Annotated in this window: 18 protein-coding genes and 1 tRNA gene; 8 read left to right on the top strand and 11 right to left on the bottom strand. The window is 60.4% G+C overall.

The window, feature by feature from the left end; genetic code table 11:
- Positions 1-138 precede the first annotated feature (138 nt).
- Positions 139-1,395, top strand: coding sequence for a TIGR03862 family flavoprotein (locus INT39_RS05110; RefSeq protein ID WP_193072341.1), 1,257 nt, complete (start codon positions 139-141; stop codon positions 1,393-1,395).
- Between the two features lie 74 nt (positions 1,396-1,469).
- Here INT39_RS05110 and waaC read toward each other — a convergent pair whose 3' ends face one another.
- From waaC to glnE, 4 genes are all read right to left on the bottom strand, one after another.
- Positions 1,470-2,546, bottom strand: a complete 1,077-nt coding sequence (gene waaC / locus INT39_RS05105) for a lipopolysaccharide heptosyltransferase I (RefSeq protein WP_193072337.1) — start codon at positions 2,544-2,546, stop codon at positions 1,470-1,472.
- 2 nt (positions 2,547-2,548) lie between these two features.
- Positions 2,549-3,595 carry a lipopolysaccharide heptosyltransferase II gene (gene waaF / locus INT39_RS05100; protein ID WP_193072325.1) on the bottom strand — a complete coding sequence of 349 codons (1,047 nt, stop codon included), beginning with the start codon at positions 3,593-3,595 and terminating at the stop codon, positions 2,549-2,551.
- A 112-nt stretch (positions 3,596-3,707) separates the two neighbouring features.
- Entirely contained in the window at positions 3,708-4,631 is a 924-nt protein-coding gene (locus INT39_RS05095) for a branched-chain amino acid transaminase (RefSeq protein ID WP_193072322.1), read from the bottom strand.
- Positions 4,632-4,763: 132 nt separating this feature from the next.
- Positions 4,764-7,706 (bottom strand): bifunctional [glutamate--ammonia ligase]-adenylyl-L-tyrosine phosphorylase/[glutamate--ammonia-ligase] adenylyltransferase, encoded by a 2,943-nt coding sequence (gene glnE, locus INT39_RS05090; protein WP_193072320.1) that lies wholly within the window; start codon positions 7,704-7,706, stop codon positions 4,764-4,766.
- 248 nt (positions 7,707-7,954) lie between these two features.
- On the opposite strand from glnE, the gene aceE reads away from it, so the two are divergent.
- Both aceE and aceF read left to right on the top strand, forming a co-directional pair.
- Positions 7,955-10,606, top strand: coding sequence for a pyruvate dehydrogenase (acetyl-transferring), homodimeric type (gene aceE / locus INT39_RS05085; protein WP_193072318.1), 2,652 nt, complete (start codon positions 7,955-7,957; stop codon positions 10,604-10,606).
- A gap of 11 nt (positions 10,607-10,617) precedes the next feature.
- A complete protein-coding gene (gene aceF / locus INT39_RS05080; protein ID WP_193072310.1) occupies positions 10,618-12,597 on the top strand; it encodes a dihydrolipoyllysine-residue acetyltransferase in 1,980 nt (659 codons plus the stop codon).
- 70 nt (positions 12,598-12,667) lie between these two features.
- Here the strand turns inward: aceF and pdxH are convergent, their stop codons facing one another.
- The 3 genes from pdxH to dinG all read right to left on the bottom strand — a co-directional run bounded on the left by pdxH (position 12,668) and on the right by dinG (position 16,733).
- Positions 12,668-13,309 (bottom strand): pyridoxamine 5'-phosphate oxidase, encoded by a 642-nt coding sequence (gene pdxH, locus INT39_RS05075; protein ID WP_193072308.1) that lies wholly within the window; start codon positions 13,307-13,309, stop codon positions 12,668-12,670.
- Between the two features lie 77 nt (positions 13,310-13,386).
- Positions 13,387-14,559 carry a serine hydrolase domain-containing protein gene (locus INT39_RS05070; protein ID WP_193072306.1) on the bottom strand — a complete coding sequence of 391 codons (1,173 nt, stop codon included), beginning with the start codon at positions 14,557-14,559 and terminating at the stop codon, positions 13,387-13,389.
- A 41-nt stretch (positions 14,560-14,600) separates the two neighbouring features.
- Positions 14,601-16,733, bottom strand: coding sequence for an ATP-dependent DNA helicase DinG (gene dinG / locus INT39_RS05065; RefSeq protein WP_193072305.1), 2,133 nt, complete (start codon positions 16,731-16,733; stop codon positions 14,601-14,603).
- Positions 16,734-16,817: 84 nt separating this feature from the next.
- Between dinG and INT39_RS05060 the strand changes: the two genes are divergently transcribed.
- Positions 16,818-17,294 (top strand): YchJ family protein, encoded by a 477-nt coding sequence (locus tag INT39_RS05060; protein ID WP_193072295.1) that lies wholly within the window; start codon positions 16,818-16,820, stop codon positions 17,292-17,294.
- Positions 17,295-17,301: 7 nt separating this feature from the next.
- Here INT39_RS05060 and INT39_RS05055 read toward each other — a convergent pair whose 3' ends face one another.
- Positions 17,302-17,850: a hypothetical protein gene (locus tag INT39_RS05055; protein ID WP_193072291.1), complete on the bottom strand. Its 549-nt coding sequence runs from the start codon at positions 17,848-17,850 to the stop codon at positions 17,302-17,304.
- A 108-nt stretch (positions 17,851-17,958) separates the two neighbouring features.
- On the opposite strand from INT39_RS05055, the gene INT39_RS05050 reads away from it, so the two are divergent.
- On the top strand, positions 17,959-18,435 hold the full coding sequence (locus INT39_RS05050; protein ID WP_193072287.1) for an LEA type 2 family protein: 477 nt from the start codon (positions 17,959-17,961) through the stop codon (positions 18,433-18,435).
- Between the two features lies 1 nt (position 18,436).
- The gene (locus tag INT39_RS05045) at positions 18,437-18,901 is read left to right on the top strand and encodes a DUF2489 domain-containing protein (RefSeq protein WP_193072276.1); all 465 of its coding nucleotides are present in this window, start codon (positions 18,437-18,439) and stop codon (positions 18,899-18,901) included.
- A gap of 3 nt (positions 18,902-18,904) precedes the next feature.
- Here INT39_RS05045 and INT39_RS05040 read toward each other — a convergent pair whose 3' ends face one another.
- A complete protein-coding gene (locus tag INT39_RS05040; RefSeq protein WP_193072272.1) occupies positions 18,905-19,687 on the bottom strand; it encodes an SDR family oxidoreductase in 783 nt (260 codons plus the stop codon).
- Between the two features lie 140 nt (positions 19,688-19,827).
- Between INT39_RS05040 and INT39_RS05035 the strand changes: the two genes are divergently transcribed.
- Entirely contained in the window at positions 19,828-20,262 is a 435-nt protein-coding gene (locus INT39_RS05035) for a hypothetical protein (protein WP_193072268.1), read from the top strand.
- 5 nt (positions 20,263-20,267) lie between these two features.
- Here the strand turns inward: INT39_RS05035 and dinB are convergent, their stop codons facing one another.
- Entirely contained in the window at positions 20,268-21,320 is a 1,053-nt protein-coding gene (dinB, locus tag INT39_RS05030) for a DNA polymerase IV (RefSeq protein WP_193072266.1), read from the bottom strand.
- A 37-nt stretch (positions 21,321-21,357) separates the two neighbouring features.
- Complete coding sequence (locus tag INT39_RS05025; RefSeq protein ID WP_193072255.1) at positions 21,358-22,536, bottom strand: GGDEF domain-containing protein; 1,179 nt, start codon at positions 22,534-22,536, stop codon at positions 21,358-21,360.
- 215 nt (positions 22,537-22,751) lie between these two features.
- Between INT39_RS05025 and INT39_RS05020 the strand changes: the two genes are divergently transcribed.
- Positions 22,752-22,828 (top strand) — tRNA-Met (locus tag INT39_RS05020).
- Positions 22,829-22,866 lie beyond the last annotated feature (38 nt).

The raw sequence follows: 22,866 nt of genomic DNA, 5'->3' as shown, positions 1-22,866 counted from the left end.
CGACTCCGAATGCGCGACAACGCGACGCACCGAAAAGGCCGAAGATTTTAAACCTGAGCGGCCTATTGTTACAGCTTTTTGCTCATCTTCGCGGGAAATCACGCTAAACTGCCGCGCATTTCGTCATGGTATTCACCTATGCCCTCATCACCTTCCTCCAGCGCAGCGGTTGTTGCGGTCATTGGCGGCGGCCCCAGCGGGCTGATGGCCGCCGAAAGGCTGGCTCGGGCTGGTCTCACCGTCGGGGTCTACGACGCCATGCCGTCGGTGGGGCGCAAGTTTCTGCTGGCCGGCATCGGCGGCATGAATATCACCCACTCCGAACCTTCCGAGCCGTTCGTCGGCCGTTACCGGGAAGCCGCACCCTGGGTTGGGCAGTGGCTGCGGAAGCTGGATGGCCCGGCGTTGCGCGAATGGATCCATGGCCTGGGAATCGATACCTTCATCGGCTCCTCGGGCCGGATCTTCCCCACCGACATGAAGGCCGCCCCGCTGTTGCGCGCCTGGCTCAAGCGCCTGCGCGAGTCCGGCGTCACCCTGCATACCCGGCACCGCTGGCAAGGCTGGTCCGAACAGCAACTGGTGTTCGACACGCCTCAAGGTCAGGTACAGGTGACAGCCGATGCGGTGGTGCTCGCCCTGGGCGGCGGCAGTTGGGCGCGCCTGGGCTCGGATGGCGCCTGGGTGCCGTGGTTGCGCGATCATGATATTGAGGTCCGCAGCCTGCTGCCGGCCAACTGCGGCTTCACCGCCGACTGGAGCGAGCATCTGCGCCAGCGTTTTGCCGGGCAGCCGCTGAAACAGGTGATCGCGCGGGTCACGGACAGCAAGGAACAATGTCACGAAAAACGGGGCGAATGCATCCTGACTGACGGCGGTCTTGAAGGCAGCCTGATATATGCGCTCTCCGCTGATCTGCGCGACCTCATCTGCCGCCAGGGACATGCCGAACTGCAACTGGATCTGGCACCTGACCGCAGCCAGCAGCAACTGGCGATGCTACTCACGCAGCCGCGTAGAGGCCAATCCCTGTCTGCAGTGCTGCGCAAACGTGCCGGGCTCGATCCGCTGAAAACCGCCCTGCTGCATGAATGCCTGAGCAAAAGCCAGCTGGCTGATCCCGAGCAATTGGCAGCAGGCATCAAGTCACTGCCCGTTCGCCTGACCGGCACCCGACCACTGGATGAAGCCATCAGCAGCGCCGGCGGCGTCGCAGCCCCAGCGCTGAATGACCAATTGATGCTGAAGAACATGCCCGGCGTGTTCTGCGCCGGAGAAATGCTCGACTGGGAAGCGCCAACCGGTGGCTACCTGCTCACCGCCTGTTTCGCCAGCGGCCATGTGGCGGCCGAAGGTTTGATTGACTGGCTAGGCGGCGCTATCATCGCCAAGTAGCCCGCGACCAGCCAGCACAGCGCCAGAATCGGGACGCAGAGCGTCCCAGCAGGCGTTCCCACGCAGAGCTTGGGTCAGCAGCGGCGGCCGTCAGTGCCGGCAGATTCCAGAAGCAGACCTTCCAGTTGCGTCATCACCCGCTCGGGCTGCAGTCGGGTAAAGCACAGCGGCAACTCCTGGCGCAAATCAAACTGCTTCGCATCGGCTGGCGTCGGCTGGTACTGACAGGTCTTGCTCATGCAGGGTGCGCAGGGAAAGTCGCTGGCCAAGTGAATCTGTACCGCACCATAGGCACCGGTAAAGCCGGGATTGGTCGGTCCGAACAGTGAAATGGTCGGCACATCCAAGGCAGCAGCAAGATGCCCCAGCCCGGTATCGACGGCAACGCAGGCACGCGCACCCGCGAGTATCCGCGCCATGCCGGCCAACGGCATTCTGGGTAATACCTGCACACTTTCGATGCCGTCGGCTATGCGCTCGGCCCGGGCTCTTTCGGCGTCATTACCCCAGGGCAGCCTGACCTGAACGCCCTGCTCCACCGTCAGCTGCGCCAGACGTTTCCAGTACAGCTCCGGCCAATGCTTGGTGACCCAAGTGGTACCGTGCAGAAACACGACATAGTTCTCGGTCGATTGCTCTCCGGCCAGGTAAGCATGGTTCAGGCCGTAATGCCCGGTACCGGCTGGCACCTGATAGCCCAGCACCTGGGCAAAGAGTTGCCGTACCCGCTCCACCGCATGCTGACCCCAAGGCACATTGATACGCTGATCATACAGCCGACTGGCCAGCGGCTCACGGGCCGAGTCACTATCCAGACCCGCCACCGGCGCCTTAGCGTAGCGTGTCAGCAAGGCGCTTTTCAGCAAGCCCTGCGCATCGATAACCAGATCGTATTTATGGTTCTTCAAGCGTTGCTTGAAGCGCTGCCACTCGCCGGAACGCAGCGTTTTCAGCGGGCTCTTGCGCCAGCGCCGGATGGCCACGGGAATCACCTCGGCCACTGCTGGATGCCAGAGTGGGATCTCCGAAAAATTCTCCTCCACCACCCAATCAAAACGGATACCGGGAATCGCCGCCTGCGCATCAGTCAGCGCCGGCAGGGTGTGAATGACGTCCCCCATCGAAGAGGTCTTGATCAGCAGGACACGCATGATCACAGACTCTGGGGGTCGGCCAGCGGATCGCCGACCAGACGATCCAGCGCGCCAATTACCCGCTGCGGCTCAAGGTCACGCAGACAATTGTAATGGCCGAAACGGCAGGTGCGGTCGAAGCATGGACTGCAGTCCAGCCCCAGCCGCACCACCTCCACTTGCTCGGCCAGCGGCGGGGTGAAATCCGGCGAGGTCGAGCCATATACCGCTACCAATGGGCGATTCAGCGCCGCAGCCACATGCATCAACCCCGAATCATTGCTGACCACGGCCGTGGCACAGGACATCAGATCGATCGCCTCGGCCAGACTGGTTTCACCAGCAAGATTGCTGGACTCTTCGCGCAGGCCGGGGATCAGGCGATCACGGATCTGCTCACCAACCGGATGATCCTTCTTCGAACCGAACAGCCAGACCTGCCAGCCCTGACGGATCTTCTGGTCCGCCACCGCAGCGTAGTGCTCGGATGGCCAGCGTTTGGACTCGCCGAACTCGGCACCCGGGCACAGCGCCAGGACCGGACGATCCAGCTCCAAGCCAAAACGGGCCAATGCCTCTGCTCGGCTGGTCGGATCGATCTGTAACGTCGGGCGAGGATAGGGGCGCGTCAGCTGATGGTCGCGCTCCCATGCCAACGCCATGAACCGCTCGATCATCAGCGGGTGCTCTTGCTTGTCGAGCACCCGGATATCGTTCAGCAATCCATAGCGCATTTCCCCGCGCCAACCGGTGCGCTGGGGAATACCGGCAAAAAACGGCACCAAGGCCGATTTCAGGGAATTGGGCAACAGGATAGCTTGGTCGTATTGACCAGCCAGGCTCTTGCCGATACGTCGGCGGCTGGCAATATCCAGTACCCCATGGCCCAGTGGAAAACTCAGCGCCTGATTGACCTCGGGCATGCGCTCAAGGATCGGCCGACTCCATTCCGGGGCCAGAACGTCAATGAGACAGTCCGGGCCGTGACGCAGCTTCAGGCAGGCAAACAGCGTTTGCGCCATGACCATGTCACCGACCCAGCTGGGACCAACAATAAGAATTCTCATAAGCTCTGCAAACGCCAGGCTGCAAACGACAAACTGCAAACGGCCGGTATCGGATGGCAAACGGCGAGCAACCGCTCACAGCTTGCCATGTGCCCCTTGCAGTCTGTCACGGTCATTTGACCAGCGTCAGCCATTCACTGCGCGCGCTGTCCTTGCCATTGACCAGATCGAAATAGGCTTTCTGCAGCTTCGCGGTGATCGGGCCGCGGCTACCGATACCGATCTGACGGCAATCCACTTCCCGGATCGGGGTGACTTCAGCGGCGGTACCAGTGAAGAAGGCTTCATCAGCGATATAGACTTCGTCTCGGGTAATGCGCTTCTCGATCACCTTGATGCCCATCTCCTCAGCCAGCGCCAGCACGGTACCACGGGTGATGCCGTTCAGGCAGGCAGTGACTTCCGGGGTGATGATGACACCGTCCTTGACGATGAAGATATTCTCGCCGGAGCCTTCTGCGACGTAACCTTCCGGGTCCAGCAGCAGTGCTTCGTCAGCACCGGCCGAAACCGCTTCCTGAAGCGCCAGCATGGAGTTCATGTAGGCACCGGTGGATTTGGCACGGGTCATGGTGATGTTGACGTGGTGACGGGTAAAGGAGCTGGTGCGGATTTTGATACCCTTCTCCAGAGCCTCGTCCCCCATATAGGCACCCCAATACCAAGCAGCAATAACAACGTGCACCTTGAGGTTGTCAGCACGAATACCCATGCCTTCGGAACCGTAGAACACCAGCGGGCGCACGTAGGCGGTTTCCAGATTGTTGTCACGCACCGCGGCGCGGCACGCCTCGTTGATTTCTTCTTTGGTGTAGGGAATCTTCATACCCATGATGTGGGCAGAGTCAAACAGACGGTCGGTATGCGCCTGCAGACGGAAGATGGCGGTGCCCTGGTCGGTGTTGTAGGCACGGATGCCTTCGAACACGCCCATGCCATAGTGCAGCGAGTGGGTCAGCACATGTACGTTGGCATCGCGCCAGGGAACCATTTGACCATCAAACCAGATAACACCATCACGATCAGCCATCGACATAACAGCCAGCTCCATTCATATATCTATCTAGGGTTCAGGAATCCGCGTCCGCTTGCGGGGAGGCCCGGCGGCGCTTTCCTATCGTTTTCCGGCCTGATCATGCCTGCCGCACTGACTGAATATTAGCCTTATTCAGGCACCCGCGGCGTCCGGCAGCCATTGCTGCCAGAGTCGGATGATGTCATGTCGGTAGTCATGAAACTGGTCGCCAGGTGTTTTCCCCGGCTGCTTCTGCAAAGCCAGGCGATGGGCCGCTGCCCGGTAGGCTTTGTAAGCCTCCTGCAAACGCTGAACGTCCTCGCCGGCGATCAATCCGGCGTCACGCAGCCCGTCCAATATTCTGATGTTATCCGTAAAGCGCAGTAACTCGGGGTACCGGCACGACCAGGCCAGAACCGCATATTGCACCATAAATTCGATATCAACGATACCTCCCGCGTCCTGCTTGAGGTCAAACTGGGCCTCAGCAGTGAAGGCGGCAGCGTCAAAACCGCCTCTGGTCGCCTGTGTGGCCAGGTTGTCGCGCATTTTCTGACGCATCATCAGCACATCCTGACGCAGCTTGTCCGCATCCCGCTCGCCCCCCAGCACATCGGCGCGCAGGGCAATGAACTTGTCACCCAGGCGCGGGCAACCCGCCAATGGGCGTGCGCGCACCAGAGCCTGGTGCTCCCAGGTCCAAGCCTCCTCCCGCTGATAACGGGCAAAAGCGTCCAGCGAGGTCACCAGCAGACCGGCATCGCCGGAGGGGCGCAGGCGCATGTCCACATCATAGAGCGCACCGGACATGGTCTGAGCAGTGAGGATGTGGATGATGCGCTGGCCCAGCCGGGTATAGAAACGGCCGCCGTCCAGTGGGCGCGGCCCATCGGTCTCCGCATCAGTGTCACCGTCATGAATAAACACCAGATCCAGATCTGACCCGTGAGCCAATTCGATACCGCCGACCTTCCCGTACCCAACAATGATGAAATCCAGCTCACAGGGGCTGCCGTCATGCCGCCGCGGCACACCGTGACGCCGGACCATGTCACTCCAGGCCAGCTCCAGCACCTGCTGCAGGATCGCCTCGGCAATCCAGGTCAGATAATCACTGACTTTCATCAGCGGCAGACCGCCACCGATTTCGGAAGCGGTAACACGCAGCAAGTGGGCGCGTTTGAAGTAGCGCAGCACTTCCATCTGCTGCTCCAGATCATCCTCGGGAATGCGCACCAGTTCCTGGCGCAATTCGTCCACCAGCTCGGCGATTTCCGGGGGGCGATACAGGCGTCCGGAGTTCAGCAACTCATCCAGCACCACCGGGTAACGGGTAATCTGTTCTGCAACCAACGAACTGGCGGAACACAGCACCAGCAACTCATGCAAGGCGCCGGGGTTTTCCGTCAGCAATACCAGGTAGGCGGAGCGTCTGGCCACCGCTTCGACCAACGGCATGACGCGCTCCAGCGCCAGATCCGGATCTTCCTGTTCGCATGCCATGCCCAACAGCCGCGGCATGAAGATGTCGAGCCGCTCGCGGCTCATGCGCTGCATGGCCCGCACTCGCGTCGAACTCATCAGATTGCTTAACAGGCTCCAGGCACGGACCGGGTCCTTGAAGCCGCCCTCGGCCAGCTGCTCCTGCGTCTCTTCCGCTTCGGGCAGGTCATCCCACAGGAGTATCCATTCCGCATAGTCCGCCTGCGGCTGATCCTCGTCGTCATCCGGGTCGGCAATCACCCCGGCAAAATGCCTGGCAACCTTGCTGCGCTGCAGATCCAGCTGGACGAGATATTCATCCCAGGAGTCAAACCCCATGATCAGCGCTACGCGCGCCCGGCCCAGCGCATCGGTCGGCAGCATCTGCGTCTGCCGGTCATCGATCGCCTGCAGAGCATGCTCTGTATCGCGCAGGAACAGATAGGCGCCCTTGAGCTCGTCCACCGCTTCATCTGGCAGATAGACGTTAGTGGCCAACACATCCAGCACTGGCAGGATCGGCCGTTGCTGCAGGCTGCGGTCTCGCCCGCCATGGATCAGCTGAAAAGCCTGACCAATGAACTCCACTTCACGAATGCCCCCTGAACCCAACTTGACGTTGTCCTCCAGCCCCTTGCGCTTAACTTCACGCTGGATCATCAGTTTGAGATTGCGCAATGCTTCAATGGCGGCAAAATCCAGATAACGCCGATAGACGAAGGGTTTGAGCATCAACAGCAGCTCGGCACCGGCCTGCTGGTCGCCCGCCACCACCCGCGCCTTGATCATCGCGTAGCGTTCCCAGTCACGGCCCTGGCTCTGGTAGTACTGTTCCAGGGCGTTGAAGCTGAACACCAGTGCGCCGCTGTCACCGTAGGGGCGCAGGCGCATGTCCACACGGAACACGAAGCCATCCACCGTCACCTCATCCAGCAGCTTGATCAGGCGCTGGCCGATGCGTGTGAAGAACTCCTGATTGGACAGGCTGCGCCGCCCGCCCTGAGTTTCACCGGAACTCGGATAGGCGAAGATCAGGTCGATATCCGAGGACAGATTCAATTCATGGGCGCCCAGCTTGCCCATACCCAGCACCACCAGGTGCTGCTGCTGACCAGCGGCATCGCAAGGCGTACCCAACGTTTCGCTCAGCTGCCGGTAGAGCCAGCGATAGCCTTGCTCCAGGCAAACGTCGGCCATATCTGACAAATCGCGGGTGGTTTCCAGAGTCGGCGCGTGAAGCAGCACATCACGCCATATGATGCGCACCTGGTGTTGCTGACGGAAACGGCGCAACAGCCGTGCCAACTCCTCCTCGGTTGTCGCCGGTGCCAGAGTCTCGGCCAGCAGCCCGGCCATTTCGCCGGCTGCCAGAGATCGCCACAGGCGCTGATCTTCAACCAGTCGCCAGGCCATGTGCGGATCACGACGCAGCTGCTCGGCCACGAAATCACTGCCTGCCAGTACCTGCTGCAACTCGGTAATGAAAGTGTCCCCCAACTGCACCAGGTCAGCTTCCAACCCGGCTTCCCGGACGGCAAGCCGCCACTGCGCCAGATGGTGATCCACCAGTCGCTGGAGGACGTCTGGTAATGTAGGCAGCAACGAAAGAGACATGGTCTATCCTGAAGACATTCGAAAGATGCAGATTGCCATGCCTGAGGTTTACGGAAAAGAGCACAGCCACAAAAGCCTGGGGCATCATTGTAGTTTCACTACAGAAATTCGCGTGCATGGATAGTTTTTTTGTTCATTTTGTAGTAAAACTACACGCACCGTTGACCATTGCATTCCGAGCCTCATCACCCCGCTCCGGCAATGCAATTGCTTTTCCACTATGGGACCCACAAGGTCTGGAGAACAATATGAAGCATGATGATATCGATCCACTCGAAACCCAGGAATGGCTCGATGCCCTGGAATCCGTTCTCGATGCCGAGGGCGAAGGTCGGGCGGAGTATCTGATCAAGCGTATGGGCGAACTGGCAAGCCGCACTGGCACCCGTCTGCCGTATGCCATCACCACCCCCTATCGCAACACTATCCCGGTCGATCATGAAACCGTGATGCCCGGCGACCTGTTCATGGAACGCCGCATCCGCTCCATGGTACGTTGGAACGCGCTGGCCATGGTCATGCGCACCAACCTGCAGGACCCGGATCTGGGTGGTCATATTTCCACCTTTGCTTCCAGCGCCACTCTGTATGACATCGGCTTCAACTACTTCTTCAAGGCACCCACCGAAGAACATGGCGGCGACCTGGTTTTCTTCCAGGGTCACGCTTCACCGGGCATCTACGCCCGCGCGTTCCTCGAAGGTCGCATCAGCGAAGAGCAGATGACCAACTTCCGCCAGGAAGTGGACGGCAACGGCCTGTCCTCGTACCCGCATCCCTGGCTGATGCCCGACTTCTGGCAGTTCCCCACCGTGTCCATGGGTCTGGGGCCGATTCAGGCCATTTATCAGGCACGCTTCATGAAGTACCTGGAAAGCCGCGGCTTCATCGAGCCGGGCAAACAGAAGGTCTGGTGCTTCCTGGGCGACGGCGAGTGCGACGAGCCGGAGTCCCTGGGTGCCATCTCCCTGGCCGGCCGTGAAAAACTCGACAACCTGATCTTCGTCATCAACTGCAACCTGCAGCGTCTCGACGGGCCGGTGCGTGGTAACGGCAAGATCATCCAGGAACTGGAAGGTAACTTCCGCGGTGCCGACTGGCACGTGATCAAGGTCATCTGGGGCCGTCTGTGGGATCCGCTGCTGGCCAAGGATATCGACGGCCTGCTGCAGGAACGCATGGAAGAAGCCGTGGACGGCGACTATCAGAACTACAAGGCCAACGACGGCGCTTACGTACGCGAACACTTCTTCGGCACTCGCCCGGAACTGAAGAAGATGGTCGAGAACATGACCGACGAGGAAGTGTGGAAGCTCAACCGCGGCGGTCATGACCCGTACAAGGTGTATGCGGCCTACCACGAAGCTGTCCATCACGAAGGTCAGCCTACCGTCATTCTGGCCAAGACCATCAAAGGTTATGGTACCGGCGCAGGCCAGGGGCAGAATACCGCGCACAACACCAAGAAGGTCGACGTAGAGAGTCTGAAGACCTTCCGCGACCGCTTCGGCATTCCGCTCAATGACTCAGAACTGGAGAAGCTGCCCTTCTACCGTCCTGAGGAAGGCACGCCCGAGTACAAGTACCTGCACTCGCGCCGTGAGGCCCTGGGCGGTTACATGCCCCAGCGCCGGACCACCAGCCGCCCGATACCGATCCCGCCCCTGGACACCCTCAAAGCCATCCTCGACGGCACAGGTGAGCGCGAGATTTCCACCACCATGGCGTTCGTGCGTATCCTCGCGCAGATGCTGAAGGACAAGGAGCTGGGTCAGCGCATCGTCCCCATCGTACCGGACGAAGCCCGTACCTTCGGTATGGAAGGCATGTTCCGCCAGCTGGGCATCTACTCGTCCGTCGGTCAGCTCTATGAGCCAGTCGACAAGGACCAGCTGATGTTCTACCGCGAGGACAAGAAAGGTCAGATCCTCAACGAAGGCATCAACGAGGCAGGCGCCATGTCCAGCTGGATTGCCGCCGCGACCGCCTACAGCACCTACAACCAGCCGATGCTGCCGTTCTACATCTTCTACTCGATGTTCGGCTTCCAGCGTATCGGTGACCTGGCCTGGGCCGCTGGCGATAGCCGCGCCAAGGGCTTCCTTATCGGTGGCACCGCCGGCCGCACCACCCTGAACGGTGAAGGTCTGCAGCATGAAGATGGTCACAGCCACATTCTGTCGTCGACCATTCCGAACTGCCGCTCCTATGATCCGACCTACGGCTACGAGCTGGCGGTGATCATCCGCGAAGGTTCACGTCGCATGATGGAAGAGCAGGAAAACGTCTTCTACTACCTGACCGTGATGAACGAGGCTTACGCCCAGCCAGCCATGCCCGAAGGCGTGGAAGACGGCATCATCCGCGGCATGTATCTGCTGGATGAAGCCAAGGAAAAAGGCAAACAGCACGTCCAGCTGATGGGCAGCGGCACCATTCTGCGCGAAGTGCGCGAAGCAGCTGAGATCCTGCGCAACAACTACGGTGTCAGCGCAGACATCTGGAGCGTGACCAGTTTCAACGAACTGCGCCGCGACGGCCTGGATGTCGAACGCTGGAACCGCCTGCATCCGTCCGACAGCCCGCGCTTGAGCTTTGTCGAGCAGAATCTGGCCGAGCGCAGCGGGCCGGTGATCGCGGCTACCGACTACATGAAGCTGTACGCCGAGCAGATCCGCCAGTGGGTACCAGGCACCTTCAAGGTGTTGGGCACCGACGGTTTCGGACGCAGCGATACCCGCCGCAAACTGCGCGACTTCTTTGAGGTCGACCGCCGCTGGATCGTCTACTCCACGCTGTCGGCACTGGTCGAGAATGGCGAGCTGCAACCTGAAGTACTGGTTGAAGCGCAGGCCACCTTCGGTCTGGACCCGAACAAACCCAACCCACTGGACTGCTGAGGAGAGATGCCATGAGTGAAGTAATCAAAGTACCGGGCATCGGCGGCGAAGGTGAGGTCATTGAAATCCTGGTTAAGGTGGGTGACAGCGTCGAAGCCGAGCAGAGTCTGGTCACACTGGAGTCTGACAAGGCCAGCATGGAAATCCCCTCCCCCAAAGCCGGGGTGGTGAAAGCCATCAAGATCAATATGGGTGACACGCTCAAGGAAGGCGACGACCTGATCGAGCTGGACGTGGCCGGCGCCGAAGACGCGCCGAGCCAGGAGCAGCCTGCCGAGGAGTCCAAGGCCGAAGCGCCTGCCAAGCAGGAAGCAGCACCCGCTGCGGCGCAAAAGCCCGCAGCGAAGGCCGAAAGCAGCGTGCAATCGTTCAAGGTCCCGGATATCGGCGACGGCGCTGCTCGGGTCATCGAGATCATGGTTGCCAAGGGCGATCGCATCGAGGCTGAGCAGAGCCTGCTGACTCTGGAGTCCGACAAGGCCAGCATGGAAATTCCCGCGCCGGCCGCCGGTGTTATCGAGTCCATCGATGTACAGATGGATCAGGAAGTGCAGACCGGCGACCTGATGATCCACATCCGGGTTGAAGGCGCGGCCTCGGAAGCTGAAGCAGCCGAAGAGCCAGCCAAGCAAGAAGCGGCAGCCCCGGCTCCGGCTCCGGCCGAGAAACCGGCGCCGAAGAAAGCTGAAAGCAGCACGCAGTCGTTCAATATCCCGGATATCGGCGACGGCAGCGCTCGGGTTATCGAGCTGATGGTCCAGGTGGGTGACACCGTGGAGGCCGAGCAGAGCCTGCTGACGCTGGAATCAGACAAGGCCAGCATGGAAATTCCGTCGCCGGCAGCAGGGGTGATCGAAGCCATCGAAGTGAAGCTGGAGCAGGAAGTGCAGACCGGCGATCTGATGCTGCGCATGCGTGTGGAAGGTGAAGCTGAAGAAGCCGAGCCGACTCCCGCAGCCTCTCAGCCAGCGAAAGAAGAGGTAGCTGCAGCTCCGGCCAAGGAAGAACGTGCTCCGGCACCTGCCGCCAAGCAGTCCGCTCCAGCCCCGGTTGGTGCGCCCAGCCGCGGCAACAAGAAAGTCCATGCCGGCCCTGCCGTGCGTAAGCTGGCCCGAGAGTTCGGCGTGGATCTGACCGAGATCACCGGTAACGGTCCGCGCAATCGCATCCTCAAGGAAGACGTGCAGAGCTTTGTGCAGAACGTGATGCGCAAGAGCAAGGAAACCGGCAACGCCGCTGCCGCCACCGGTGGCGCGGGCATTCCGCAGGTGCCGGAGGTCGACTTCAGCCGCTTCGGCGAAGTGGAACTGAAAGACATGACGCGTCTGCAGCAGATCGGTGCCAGTAACCTGCATCGCAGCTGGCTGAACGTGCCGCACGTCACTCAGTTCGACCTGGCCGACATCAGCGAGCTGGAAGACTTCCGCAAGGCGCAGAAAGCCGTTGCAGAAAAGGCCGGCGTCAAGCTGACCGTGCTGCCGTTCCTGCTCAAGGCCTGTGCTCACCTGTTGCGCGAACAGGCGAACTTCAACGTCTCGCTGGCGCCCAACGGCAAGCAGCTGATCCAGAAGAACTACGTGCACATCGGCTTTGCCGTGGACACCCCGGACGGTCTGCTGGTCGCGGTGATCCGTGACGTGGACAAGAAGAGTCTTCTGGAACTGGCAGCCGAAGCCGCAGAGCTGGCGGACAAGGCCCGCAACAAGAAGCTGTCGGCCAACGACATGCAAGGTGCCTGCTTCACCATCTCCAGCCTGGGGCACATCGGTGGCACCTACTTCACACCGATCGTCAACACGCCGGAAGTCGCCATCCTCGGTGTCAGCCGTGCGACGATGCAACCGGTGTGGGACGGCAAGGCTTTCGAGCCACGCCTGATGTTGCCGTTGTCCCTGTCCTACGACCACCGCGCCGTCAATGGCGCTGCCGCAGCCCTGTTCACCAAGCGTCTGGGTGAACTGCTGGGTGATATTCGGTCAATGCTGCTGTAATGCAAAACGGCTGGCAACTCAGGTTGCCAGCCGTTTTTGTCTTTCAAACCCCACTTTCCTCCAGCGATTGTTATGGCGCCAGCCGTTCCCGTCGCCAGCTCCCACCTTCCAGACAATAGCGCAAACGATCATGCAGACGGCTTGGACGCCCCTGCCAGAATTCGATCATCTGCGGAACCAGACGGAAGCCACCCCAATGCGAAGGGCGTGGTGGCTGCACCTCAGCATAGGTTGCCTCGACTGCGGCAAGGCGCTGCTCCAGCACCTCACGGCCACTGATCACCTGACTCTGCGGCGACGTCCAGGCACCGAGCCGGCTACCCAATGGCCGGCTGTGATAGTAGACATCCGACTCCTCGCCACTCACCTGTTCAACCGCACCCTCGATACGCACCTGACGTTCCAGATCGTGCCACCAGAAGGTCATGGCGGCATGCGGGTGTGCCAACAGCTGCTCACCCTTAGCACTCTGGTAGTTGGTGAAGAACACGAAGCCCCGCTCGTCAAAGCCCTTGAGCAGCAACGTACGCAGATGCGGCTGACCGTCGACATCGACGGTGGCCAGCATCATAGCGTTCGGCTCGTTTGGCTCGACGTCCACCGCCTGACTGAACCAGGTCCCGAACTGGACAATGGGATCATCCGCTGCCTGGCTCTCCAGCAGACCATCACGGGTGTAGTTGCGGCGCATATCGGCGATGCTGAGCTTCATTCATGTACTCCTGAAAGGTGATGACACAAGCCTAGCACCGCTGCTGCGTGGCAACCATTGACCTCGGACAAGATCGCTCAATCGCGCTCGCGCAGGCAGCGATATACTTCCCGGCTCAGCTCACCGGCACGCGGATCGGTCAGCACATAAGGCCCCATGGTATTGGTCACATAACCAAACCCGACCTGGGCATCCGGATCGGCAAAACCCATAGCACCACCGGCACCCGGATGGCCGAAGGCGTTGGCGCCCATACCGAAACTACCGCCCTGCCATTCCTGCTCCAGCATGACACCCAGCCCGAAACGGGTTGGGCAGCGGAGCGTGCGGTCCATACCGACGCTGTGCTCCCGGCGCATCAGCGCAACCAGTTCGGTATCCAGCAGCTGTGTTCCGTCAAGACTGCCACCGTGGGCCATGACCTGCCAGAAACGCGCCAGCGAGCGGGCATTGCCGGTGCCGTTGGCGGACAGGATCTGGGCCTGCTGCCAGGCTGGCTTGTTGGTGCTGGTCTGCAGGCTACTCGGGTTGCCGAAGGCCTTCCACGCCAACCCCTGGGGATCACCCATGGCCGCGAACAGATCCCGGGCATACTGATCACCCTGCTGGTTGCGTAAACGCGAAACATGGGCGATGCGCGGCAAGTCCGCATCGGCAACGCCGACATGGAAATCCATACCCAGTGGAGCACAGACGTGATCACGCAGATAATCTCCCGGCATCTGCTCGGTCAACCGCCGCAACGGCTCACCCAGCAGCCAGGCGTAGGTCAGCGGGGCGTAACCATGTGAGTCTCCGGGAGTCCACCAGGGCTGCTGAGCAGCAACAGCCCTGGTCATCGCCTGCCAGTCAAACAGCGCCTCTGGATCCAGCGGTTCGCTGATGGCAGACAACCCGGCCCGGTGGCTGAGAAGCTGTCGCAGGGTGATCTGCTGTTTGCCCGCCTGAGCGAACTCCGGCCAGACCTCAGCCACTCGGTCATCCAAGCCGATCCGGTCCGCTTCGACCTGCTGCAGCAAGGCCACCGCGCCCAATGGCTTGGTGCAGGAAAACACGTTGATCAGCGTATCCTGCTCCCAGACCTGGCTGTTGTCCTTGTCCATGACGCCTTGCCACAAATCCAGCACGGTCTCGCCACCCACGGTAACGCATAGCGCCGAGCCACGTGCCTGCGGATCGGTCTGCTGTTGCGCAAACAGTTCACGCACGGATTCAAAGCGAGGATCGAAGTAACCTTGGGGCTGACTCATGGGCGTTCTCTTTTGTTTATACAGTCTTGGTGCAGTTTGTCTCAATCGATTTCCCGACGAAACGGCGGCAGCGCATTCAGGATCGCCTTGCCGTACCGCTGGGTGACCAAACGTCGATCCAGCAGAGTGATAGTGCCGGTATCCTGCTCGGTACGCAGCAGTCGGCCGCAGGCCTGCACCAACCGCAGACAGGCGTCAGGCACGGCGATTTCCATGAATGGGTTACCGCCGTTGCGTTCGATCCATTCCGACAGCGCCGCTTCGACCGGATCATCCGGTACCGCGAAGGGGATCTTGGCAATCACCACGTGTTCGCAGTATTTACCCGGCAAGTCGACGCCTTCAGCGAAGCTGGCCAGGCCGAAGATCACACTGGGTTCACCCTTGTCGACCCGCGCCCGGTGTTGGCGGATCAGCTCCTGCTTGGACAGATCACCTTGCACCAGCAGCCGCTCACGGAAATCCGCGGGCAAGCCGGCGTAGACCTCAAGCATCTGCCGCCGTGAGGAAAACAGCACCAGACTGCCGGGCTCATGCTCCAGGATGGCCGGCAGATGCTCGATGATGGAAGCGCTGTGACCGGCGTTGTCCCGGGGATCGGCACCATGGTTTGGCACCCGCAGCACGCCGCTCTCCGCATAACGGAACGGACTGGGCGCGAGAGTACACACCGCGCTCTTCGGCAGGCCGGCGCGATGACTGTAGCGGTCGAAGCGACCCAGGGCAGTGATCGTCGCCGAGGTCACCAGCGCAGCGAAAGCGGTGTGCCAGAGATACTGACGCAGGGTATCCGCCGCCAGTATCGGGCTGACATGCACTTCCAGATCATTCTGCTCAGTGAGGGTCATCCAGCGCGCCGTCGGCGGCTTGTCTTCGGGGTCCACCAGGCTGAACTGGGTCCACAGCGTCCAATTGCCCTCGGCGCGTGCCTGCAATGCACCGAACAGCGGATACCACTCTTCGGCCTGTGTCTGATGCACGCCAACCACCTCACCGTCCATGGCTTCCTTGAGCATATCAACCATGCGCTGCAGCAGATCAGTGATGCGCCCGAAGCCGGCCTTCAACTCCAGCGACATCTCGCGTATGTGCTCAGGCACCACGCCATGCTCAAAGCGATGCTGCGGCCGCACCTGGCCCGAGAAATCCTCAGCGCTGGAAAAATCCGCCACCTCACCCAGAGCCTGACTCATGAACTGCTGATGGGGTTTGAGCTCGCGTGCCTGCTGCGGCACCTGCTCCAGCAGGCGACCGAAGTCGCCCGGCAGCGGATGCTGGGCCAGCAACTTGGACAGATTCTTGTCCAGCTGCTCCAGCCAATCGGCGGTCGCTGCCATGCGCGTGTGATGGGCAAAGTGGGCGATCGCCTTGTCCGGCAGGTGATGTCCCTCGTCGAACACATAGAGGCAATCACGCGGGTCCGGCAGGATCGCCCCGCCACCCAGCGCCAGATCGGCCAACACCAGATCATGGTTGGTGACGATCACGTCGATCTTCTGGATGCCCTCGCGGGCCTTGTAGAACACGCACTGGTTGAAGTGCCCGCAGCGACGGTTGGTGCACTGAATATGATCAGTGGTCAGCCGTGACCAGTCCTGGTCTTCCAGCGCTTCGGGCCAGGAGTCCCGCTCGCCATCCCATTTGTTGGTAGCGAGTGATTCGACCATGCGGGTATAGAGCTTGAGTCCGGCCTCATCCACATCGATCCGGAAGCCTTCATCGGCGAAACCCTGCTGCTGGCTGGCCAGCGACTGGTTGTCCTGCAGCAGCTGATCAAGTTTGGACAAGCAGACATAGCGACCGCGCCCCTTGGCCAGGGCGAAATGAAAATTGAGACCGGCATTGCGCTGGATATCAGGTAGATCCTTGAGCACGATCTGTTCCTGCAGCGCCACCGTGGCAGTGGAGATGACCAGAGGCTTGCCCAGGTGCTTGGCGATGGGAATCCCGGCCAGACAGTAGGCCACCGTCTTGCCGGTACCGGTGCCCGCTTCCACCACGGCCACCGCGGGGCCGCCGTCACGATGCCCTTCCTCGTCCAGCTCGACGCCACCGAAGAGTTTTGCCACCTCGGCAATCATCACCCGCTGGCCGTATCGTGGCTTCAGCGACTTGTTTTCGAGAAAGGTGCGATAGGCCGTCTGGATCTGGCCTTTGAGGTCATCGTTGAGCATGCGGTCTCCGAAACAGAGCGCGGATGATACCATTTAGCGAACAGCGGCGGGCGTGGGTCTGCCGTGGACAAGACAGGTGACACGATGCCATTTTCCTCTACCACAACGCCCTGCCCCTGCGGCGACGGCAAGCCCTACGACGAATGTTGCCAGCCCCTGCATCAGGGCAAGCCGGCCGCAAACGCGGGACGCTTGATGCGTTCACGTTATAGCGCCTACACCCTGGAGTTGATCGACTATCTGGTCGCCACCACCTTGCCCGCCCAGCAAGCCCAGCCGGAGCGCCAGGCCATGGCCGACTGGAGCCGCAACAGCCACTGGCTGGGTCTGACAGTGGAGCAGGAAGAGCCCAATACCACCAGCGACCGTACGCAAGTCACCTTCAGCGCACGCTGGGCCGACCCGGACGGCAGTCAACACAGCCATCGGGAGTGTTCGGACTTCTGCAGACTCGGCGAGCGCTGGTACTTCATCGACCCCAACCATCCGCTCACTGCCAGTCGCAACGACCCTTGCCCCTGTGGCTCCGGTCGCAAGTTCAAACAATGCTGCCGCTACTGAGTGCACCTCACTCCTCGTCAAGCATCCGCAAATGCGCAATGTTCGGAGTGACTGGCAGCGCCGATGTTTTCAGTTGCGCAAGATCACTGCCGGGCGGTGCCAGACTGTAGGCGGACAGATTGATATCCAGCGACCGGTGATCAGCATAGGCTTCCTGCATGTCCGCACCCAATGGCGCTATGGGCAAATCAGGCGCTTCGACCTCGCTGAATGCCGCCATGAACTCGTCTCGCGGTCGCGGCGCAGCTGAGCGTTGCGCCGGTTGAGTGACTGGCGCTTCGGGAGCGCTCTTCGGCGCTGACTCAGCGACAACCTGAGATGGCTTATCTGCCATGGGCTGGACCTCACAAAGCGCACCCGCGCGCTCAATGGCCTGGCGGTACTTCTCCGCAGCGGCCTCATCCAGCCCCTGCTTGATGACAATCCGCCGCCCGGAAAACAGCATATCCAGTTGCCGGTCAGCCACCTGAAACAGCTGACCGATACGCGCCCTGGCCTGCTCCGGTGCCACGTCAGCGCGCACCTGACCATGGAAAACCACCTCGAAAACTGCCATCTTGTCACTCCCTTGGGTAGATTCCGGGTTAGTATGAACAGGCTGCCGGCCGCCGACAACAGATCTGAATAAACGAGGGGCATGGCCATAACGGAGGGATACCACTTGATGACGCGTTCACCTGGCCTGATGTTGATTATCTTGTTGGCGGGCCTGTTCGGTCTTGGCGGCTGCGCCGTATTCGACCGGTCCTATACCGAACCCGAGGTGCGTCTGGCCAACGTAGAGATGCTCAAGTCCAATCTCTGGGAGCAATCCTTCCGCCTTCGCCTGCGCGTGGATAATCCCAACAGCCGCAACCTGCCGATCCGCGGCATGCATTATCAGGTCTACCTGAACAACATGCGCCTGGCCACCGGTGTTACCGACAAGGCGTTCAACGTACCGGCTTATGGTTCGGAATATTTCGATATAACCGTGCGCTCGAATATCTGGCGCCATCTGAGCGACCTGGTGAAACTGGTCGAGCATCAACAACCGGTCAATTACCGGATCGACGGGCATATTCGTACCGGCCTGTTCCTGTCACCCAAACTGACACTGCGGGAAGAAGGCACCATCGACCCGTCCGATATGAGCTTCTAACATGACCAACAATGATTGGCTGATCATTCTCGGCCTTGTCATCATCTTCGCACTTGCCCTGTACGCGGTGGTGCTCTGGCGTCGGGTGTGGCACAACCAGCAACTCATGACCACGCAGGAGAACGAGCGCAATTCGCGCCTGGAGGGTGATATCCGGATACTCGCGCAGGGCCTGGTAACCGGCCAGCTGCCCGTTATCGAAGGGGCGATACGGATCAAAGTCCTGCTGGACAATTACAGTGGACCGCGGCGCGCCGATCTCGATACTCGGGTTTTCGAGACTATTTACGACGCCACCGCGCACATTCCGACTCACCAGGCCTGGAAAGATTTGCCCAAGGCTCAACGCAGACTGCATGAGCGGCAGATGGAAACCCTCGAAACCCAGCACCACAGCGAAGTGCAACAGGTCGCTGGCGTGCTGAGTCAGGGTCTCCGTCCGGAAGAACCGGCACTCGGTCGATAATCCTCAGACCGCCGAGTAGCCACCGTCCACCGCCATCGCCTGGCCAGTCACATGGCGGGAAGCGTCACTGGCAAAGAACAGCGCCAGCCCCTTGATGTCATCCTCGCCACCAACGCGCCCCAGCGGCGTGTTGCGGATGATCGACTCGGAGACGTGATCCAGTCCCTTGGCCAGCTTGGTCGGAAAGTATCCCGGGCAGATGGCATTCACATGAATGTTATGAGCACCCCATTCACCGGCCAATGCACGCGTCAGGTTGATGGCGGCGGCCTTGCTGGTGTTGTATGCCACAGTGAAGATGCCAGTATTCGGGCCATTGCCCTTCAGGCCGGCAATCGAGGCGATATTGATGATCTTGCCGGAGCGGCGCGGAATCATGAAACGGCGCGCCACTTCCTGGGCCATGAGAAAGCACACATCGACGTTCAGGCCCATCACTTTCTGCCAACCAGCGTAGCTGTGCTCAACCGCGGGCTGTCCCCAGGTGGTGCCGGCGTTATTGATCAGAATATCCACGGTACCGAAGCGCGCTTCAGCTGCATCCACCAGCGTGACGACAGGGTTGCCATCGGGTTTGCCGAGATCGCAGGCAATACCACCGGCCTCGATGCCGCGCGCGTTCAGCTGGGCAACCACCTCTTCCACTTCAGCAGGGTTACGCGCATTGATGAAGATCTTCGCGCCCTGCTCGCCCAAGGCTTCGGCCATCTGCAGGCCGAGCCCCTTGGTACCACCGGTGATGAGGGCGACCTTGCCGGTCAGATCGAATAGCTGCATTACGCTCATAATGATTCCTTGTTGTTTTATCGCCAGTCAGATGACCGATCATATAGCCAGCCACGGCTGACACAGACCATCAGTGAGCACAGTGATATGTCGTCCTGCACCAGTGTTATCATGGGGGTCTTCTTATAAGCGGAGCTCCCATGGCTGAACACGACTTCCGGCGCACAGCGCTCAACCCATCCCACACGCTGATCGAGTGCCGCACACTCGCGGGCGGGCTGTATCAGGTCACCGGTCAGGGCGGCGGTATTCAGCCAGGCGATACACTCATCTGCACCGTCAAGGGCAGCAAGGACCTACCCCTGCCACTGGTCGTCGGCAAGGTCCGCTATCTGATCAACCCGCCGGGACAGTGGACAGCCACCGCCAACGGCCCGAACCTGAGCGGGCAGATGGTACTCGGCTGGTCGATCCGCTGCGATGAGTGCGCCAAGGAACAGCCCTTCGAGTTTCTGGCGCAGGAAAAGGACAACCTGCAGACACGCACCGCGAAGGCCGAGCAGCGTATTGCCCAGCTGAGCTGGAAGCCGCGCGGCGACAACCATCTCTGCCCGCGTTGCGCGACCAAGAACTGAACCCGTCAGAACAGTAGAAGCTGCTCACCCAGCGGGCTATGCGCATTGTCCAGACGCACGCCTACGCCGATCAGGCGCACCGGGCGCTCGCCGCGGGTGAAGGCCTGGCTGCACAATGCCTCGAAACCCTGGGGCGTGATCGGCGCACCAGCTTGCTCCAACGTGGTCTGGGTAAAGTCGTGAAACTTGAGTTTGACGAAGGGCTTGCTGATCCGATATTGGCCTTCGAGCCGGCCCAGACGCTGGGCCAGCTTGTCCAGCAGCGGTGGCAAGGCATCGAGACAGGCCTGCAGGTCCGGCAAGTCGCGGTCGTAGGTGTTCTCCACACTGACCGATTGCCGCGCGCGATCAACCACCACCGGTCGTTCATCAATTCCCCGCGCCAATTCCCACAAGCGCTCCCCGAAGCTGCCGAACTCCCGGGCCAGATCCTGTTTGCGCCACTGACGCAGCTCAGCGCAGTTATCCACACCATGCTTGTGCAGACGCGCCGCAGTTACCTTGCCGACGCCATGCAAACGATTCACCGGTAGCGCCAGCACGAATTCATCGATTTCATGGGGGAGAACCACCTTGAGACCGTCCGGCTTGTTCCAGTCGCTGGCAATCTTTGCCAGAAACTTGTTCGGCGCGACACCCGCCGACACGGTAATACCCTGAGTCTCCCGCACCCGCCGTCTGATTTCCTCAGCAATCAGAGTCGCACTGCCACGGCACGCCTGCGCGTCGGTGACATCGAGAAATGCCTCGTCCAATGACAATGGCTGAACCAGCGGTGTGTATTCATGAAAGATTGCCTGGATAGCCGTGGAGACTTCCCGGTAGACCTGCATGCGGCCGGGCACGATCAGCAGATCAGGGCAGAGTTTTTTGGCATAAGCCGAGGCCATAGCCGAGTGCACGCCGTAGGTCCGCGCCTCGTAGTTGCAGGTGGCGATTACGCCGCGCTTGCCGGGGTCACCGCCGACGGCCAGCGGTCGGTTGCGCAGACTCGGGTCATCACGCATCTCGATAGCGGCGTAGAAACAATCGCAGTCAATGTGGATGATCTTGCGCAAAAGGATTCTTCCGGCGGGGTTCGCCGGATAGTGTACATCAGACCACCACTACCCGATTACGCCCGGCCCGCTTACCGCTGTACAGTCCCTCATCCACACGGCGCAGAGTCTCGAGAATATCCGTCTCGCCGTCCCACACGGCAGACACAGAGAAGGTCGCGGTAATGGTTCGGGGCTCCCCCTTGAGCATCACCGGCGTCTCTTCCAACCTCGCTCTCAGCCGCTCGATTACCCGCTCGGCTTCGATCGCGCCGGTATCAGGCAGCAGAATGATGAACTCTTCACCACCAAAACGCCCGACCACATCGCCTTCACGCAACTGAGCGGTAAACAGATCCGCAACGTGCTTCAAGGCGGTATCACCGGAATCATGACCAAGTTCGTCGTTCAGCCTTTTGAACGAGTCCAGATCGGCCATGGCCAGACAGATACTGGTACCCTGCCGCCGGCAGCGCTCACGCTCGCGGCGGAATAACATCTCGTACTGACGGCGGTTGAACAACCCCGTCAGAGGGTCAGTGGTAGCTTGGCGCTTGAGCTCCTGCTCCAGCAGCTTGCGCCGCTCTATCTCCTGTTCCAGGGCAAGGTTTGCCTTGTTCGCCCGATTGAACATCGCAAATTGCTTGCGCTGCACGATATGCAGCTGTTGTGAGGCAAAGAAACCGGTAACCACCGGTAACGCCAACACAAAGAAGGCGCCGATGAGCACTTCGATACTCCGCCCATTCAGCGCGATACAGCCCAACGCCAACACCCCGCCAGTCATCGCGGCCAGTAGTGTCAGCACCAAGCGATTGGGCACAAACAGGAACATCGCCAACAGCATCAGACCGATGACGCCCACGGTAAAGGTAGCGATGTCTGGACGCAGAAAATAGATCGGCATGAACAGGAAAAACCCGATAGTTTCCAGCGCTGTGGTCACCCTGCCGCTGGACACCAGCTGCGGTCTTCTTTTCAGCATGCAAGCGAAGATGAACAGCAGTGTTGCCTGCAAGACCCGACAAGCAAGCAGGATGTAGAAGTCTCGAGACCAACCCAGACTCTGCAAGTCCAGAACACCAAACAACAGTACCAAGCTACCCCATACCACCAAGGCAACCCGCAAATGGCGCGCCAACAACGGCTGCATATGCACACGATAGGCGTGCTCGACCGTAGAATCAGCGAATTCACCCAGCGCAGTGAGCTCGTATTGTTTCGTGGAATTGTTCATGGACATTCCTTTGTTTGTTCATACGCCATATAGCATGTTAACTACCGCTACGGATAGCCTGAGCCACCCTTGGCTGGAGCACCTCAGCAATGGCACAAAGACATTGCACCGTCTTAATTAATGTGCTTTTCCCCATGTGACTCCCTATGCAAAAATTCTTTTCGCATCAATCGCTTGACAGCTTCCCGTTAATGAGTAGAATGGCCGACATCAGACGCGGGGTGGAGCAGTCTGGTAGCTCGTCGGGCTCATAACCCGAAGGTCGTAGGTTCAAATCCTGCCCCCGCAACCAACATAGAAAATGCCTCGGATGGTCACCCATCCGGGGCA

It is taken from the genome of Pseudomonas sp. FME51 (genome assembly GCF_014897305.1).
The sequence above is the reverse complement of the archived record's forward strand: the minus strand, read 5'-3'. Positions and strand labels throughout refer to the sequence as shown.

Excerpts from the sequence above, each read along its gene's own strand:
- INT39_RS05025 (WP_193072255.1), bottom strand. The coding sequence starts at position 22,536 with ATGAACAATTCCACGAAACAATACGAGCTCACTGCGCTGGGTGAATTC.
- waaC (WP_193072337.1), bottom strand. The coding sequence starts at position 2,546 with ATGCGTGTCCTGCTGATCAAGACCTCTTCGATGGGGGACGTCATTCAC.
- INT39_RS05045 (WP_193072276.1), top strand. The coding sequence starts at position 18,437 with ATGACCAACAATGATTGGCTGATCATTCTCGGCCTTGTCATCATCTTC.
- aceE (WP_193072318.1), top strand. The coding sequence starts at position 7,955 with ATGAAGCATGATGATATCGATCCACTCGAAACCCAGGAATGGCTCGAT.
- INT39_RS05060 (WP_193072295.1), top strand. The coding sequence starts at position 16,818 with ATGCCATTTTCCTCTACCACAACGCCCTGCCCCTGCGGCGACGGCAAG.
- aceF (WP_193072310.1), top strand. The coding sequence starts at position 10,618 with ATGAGTGAAGTAATCAAAGTACCGGGCATCGGCGGCGAAGGTGAGGTC.
- pdxH (WP_193072308.1), bottom strand. The coding sequence starts at position 13,309 with ATGAAGCTCAGCATCGCCGATATGCGCCGCAACTACACCCGTGATGGT.
- dinG (WP_193072305.1), bottom strand. The coding sequence starts at position 16,733 with ATGCTCAACGATGACCTCAAAGGCCAGATCCAGACGGCCTATCGCACC.
- INT39_RS05050 (WP_193072287.1), top strand. The coding sequence starts at position 17,959 with ATGACGCGTTCACCTGGCCTGATGTTGATTATCTTGTTGGCGGGCCTG.
- INT39_RS05070 (WP_193072306.1), bottom strand. The coding sequence starts at position 14,559 with ATGAGTCAGCCCCAAGGTTACTTCGATCCTCGCTTTGAATCCGTGCGT.
- INT39_RS05040 (WP_193072272.1), bottom strand. The coding sequence starts at position 19,687 with ATGAGCGTAATGCAGCTATTCGATCTGACCGGCAAGGTCGCCCTCATC.
- waaF (WP_193072325.1), bottom strand. The coding sequence starts at position 3,595 with ATGAGAATTCTTATTGTTGGTCCCAGCTGGGTCGGTGACATGGTCATG.
- glnE (WP_193072320.1), bottom strand. The coding sequence starts at position 7,706 with ATGTCTCTTTCGTTGCTGCCTACATTACCAGACGTCCTCCAGCGACTG.
- INT39_RS05055 (WP_193072291.1), bottom strand. The coding sequence starts at position 17,850 with ATGGCAGTTTTCGAGGTGGTTTTCCATGGTCAGGTGCGCGCTGACGTG.
- INT39_RS05035 (WP_193072268.1), top strand. The coding sequence starts at position 19,828 with ATGGCTGAACACGACTTCCGGCGCACAGCGCTCAACCCATCCCACACG.
- INT39_RS05095 (WP_193072322.1), bottom strand. The coding sequence starts at position 4,631 with ATGTCGATGGCTGATCGTGATGGTGTTATCTGGTTTGATGGTCAAATG.
- INT39_RS05110 (WP_193072341.1), top strand. The coding sequence starts at position 139 with ATGCCCTCATCACCTTCCTCCAGCGCAGCGGTTGTTGCGGTCATTGGC.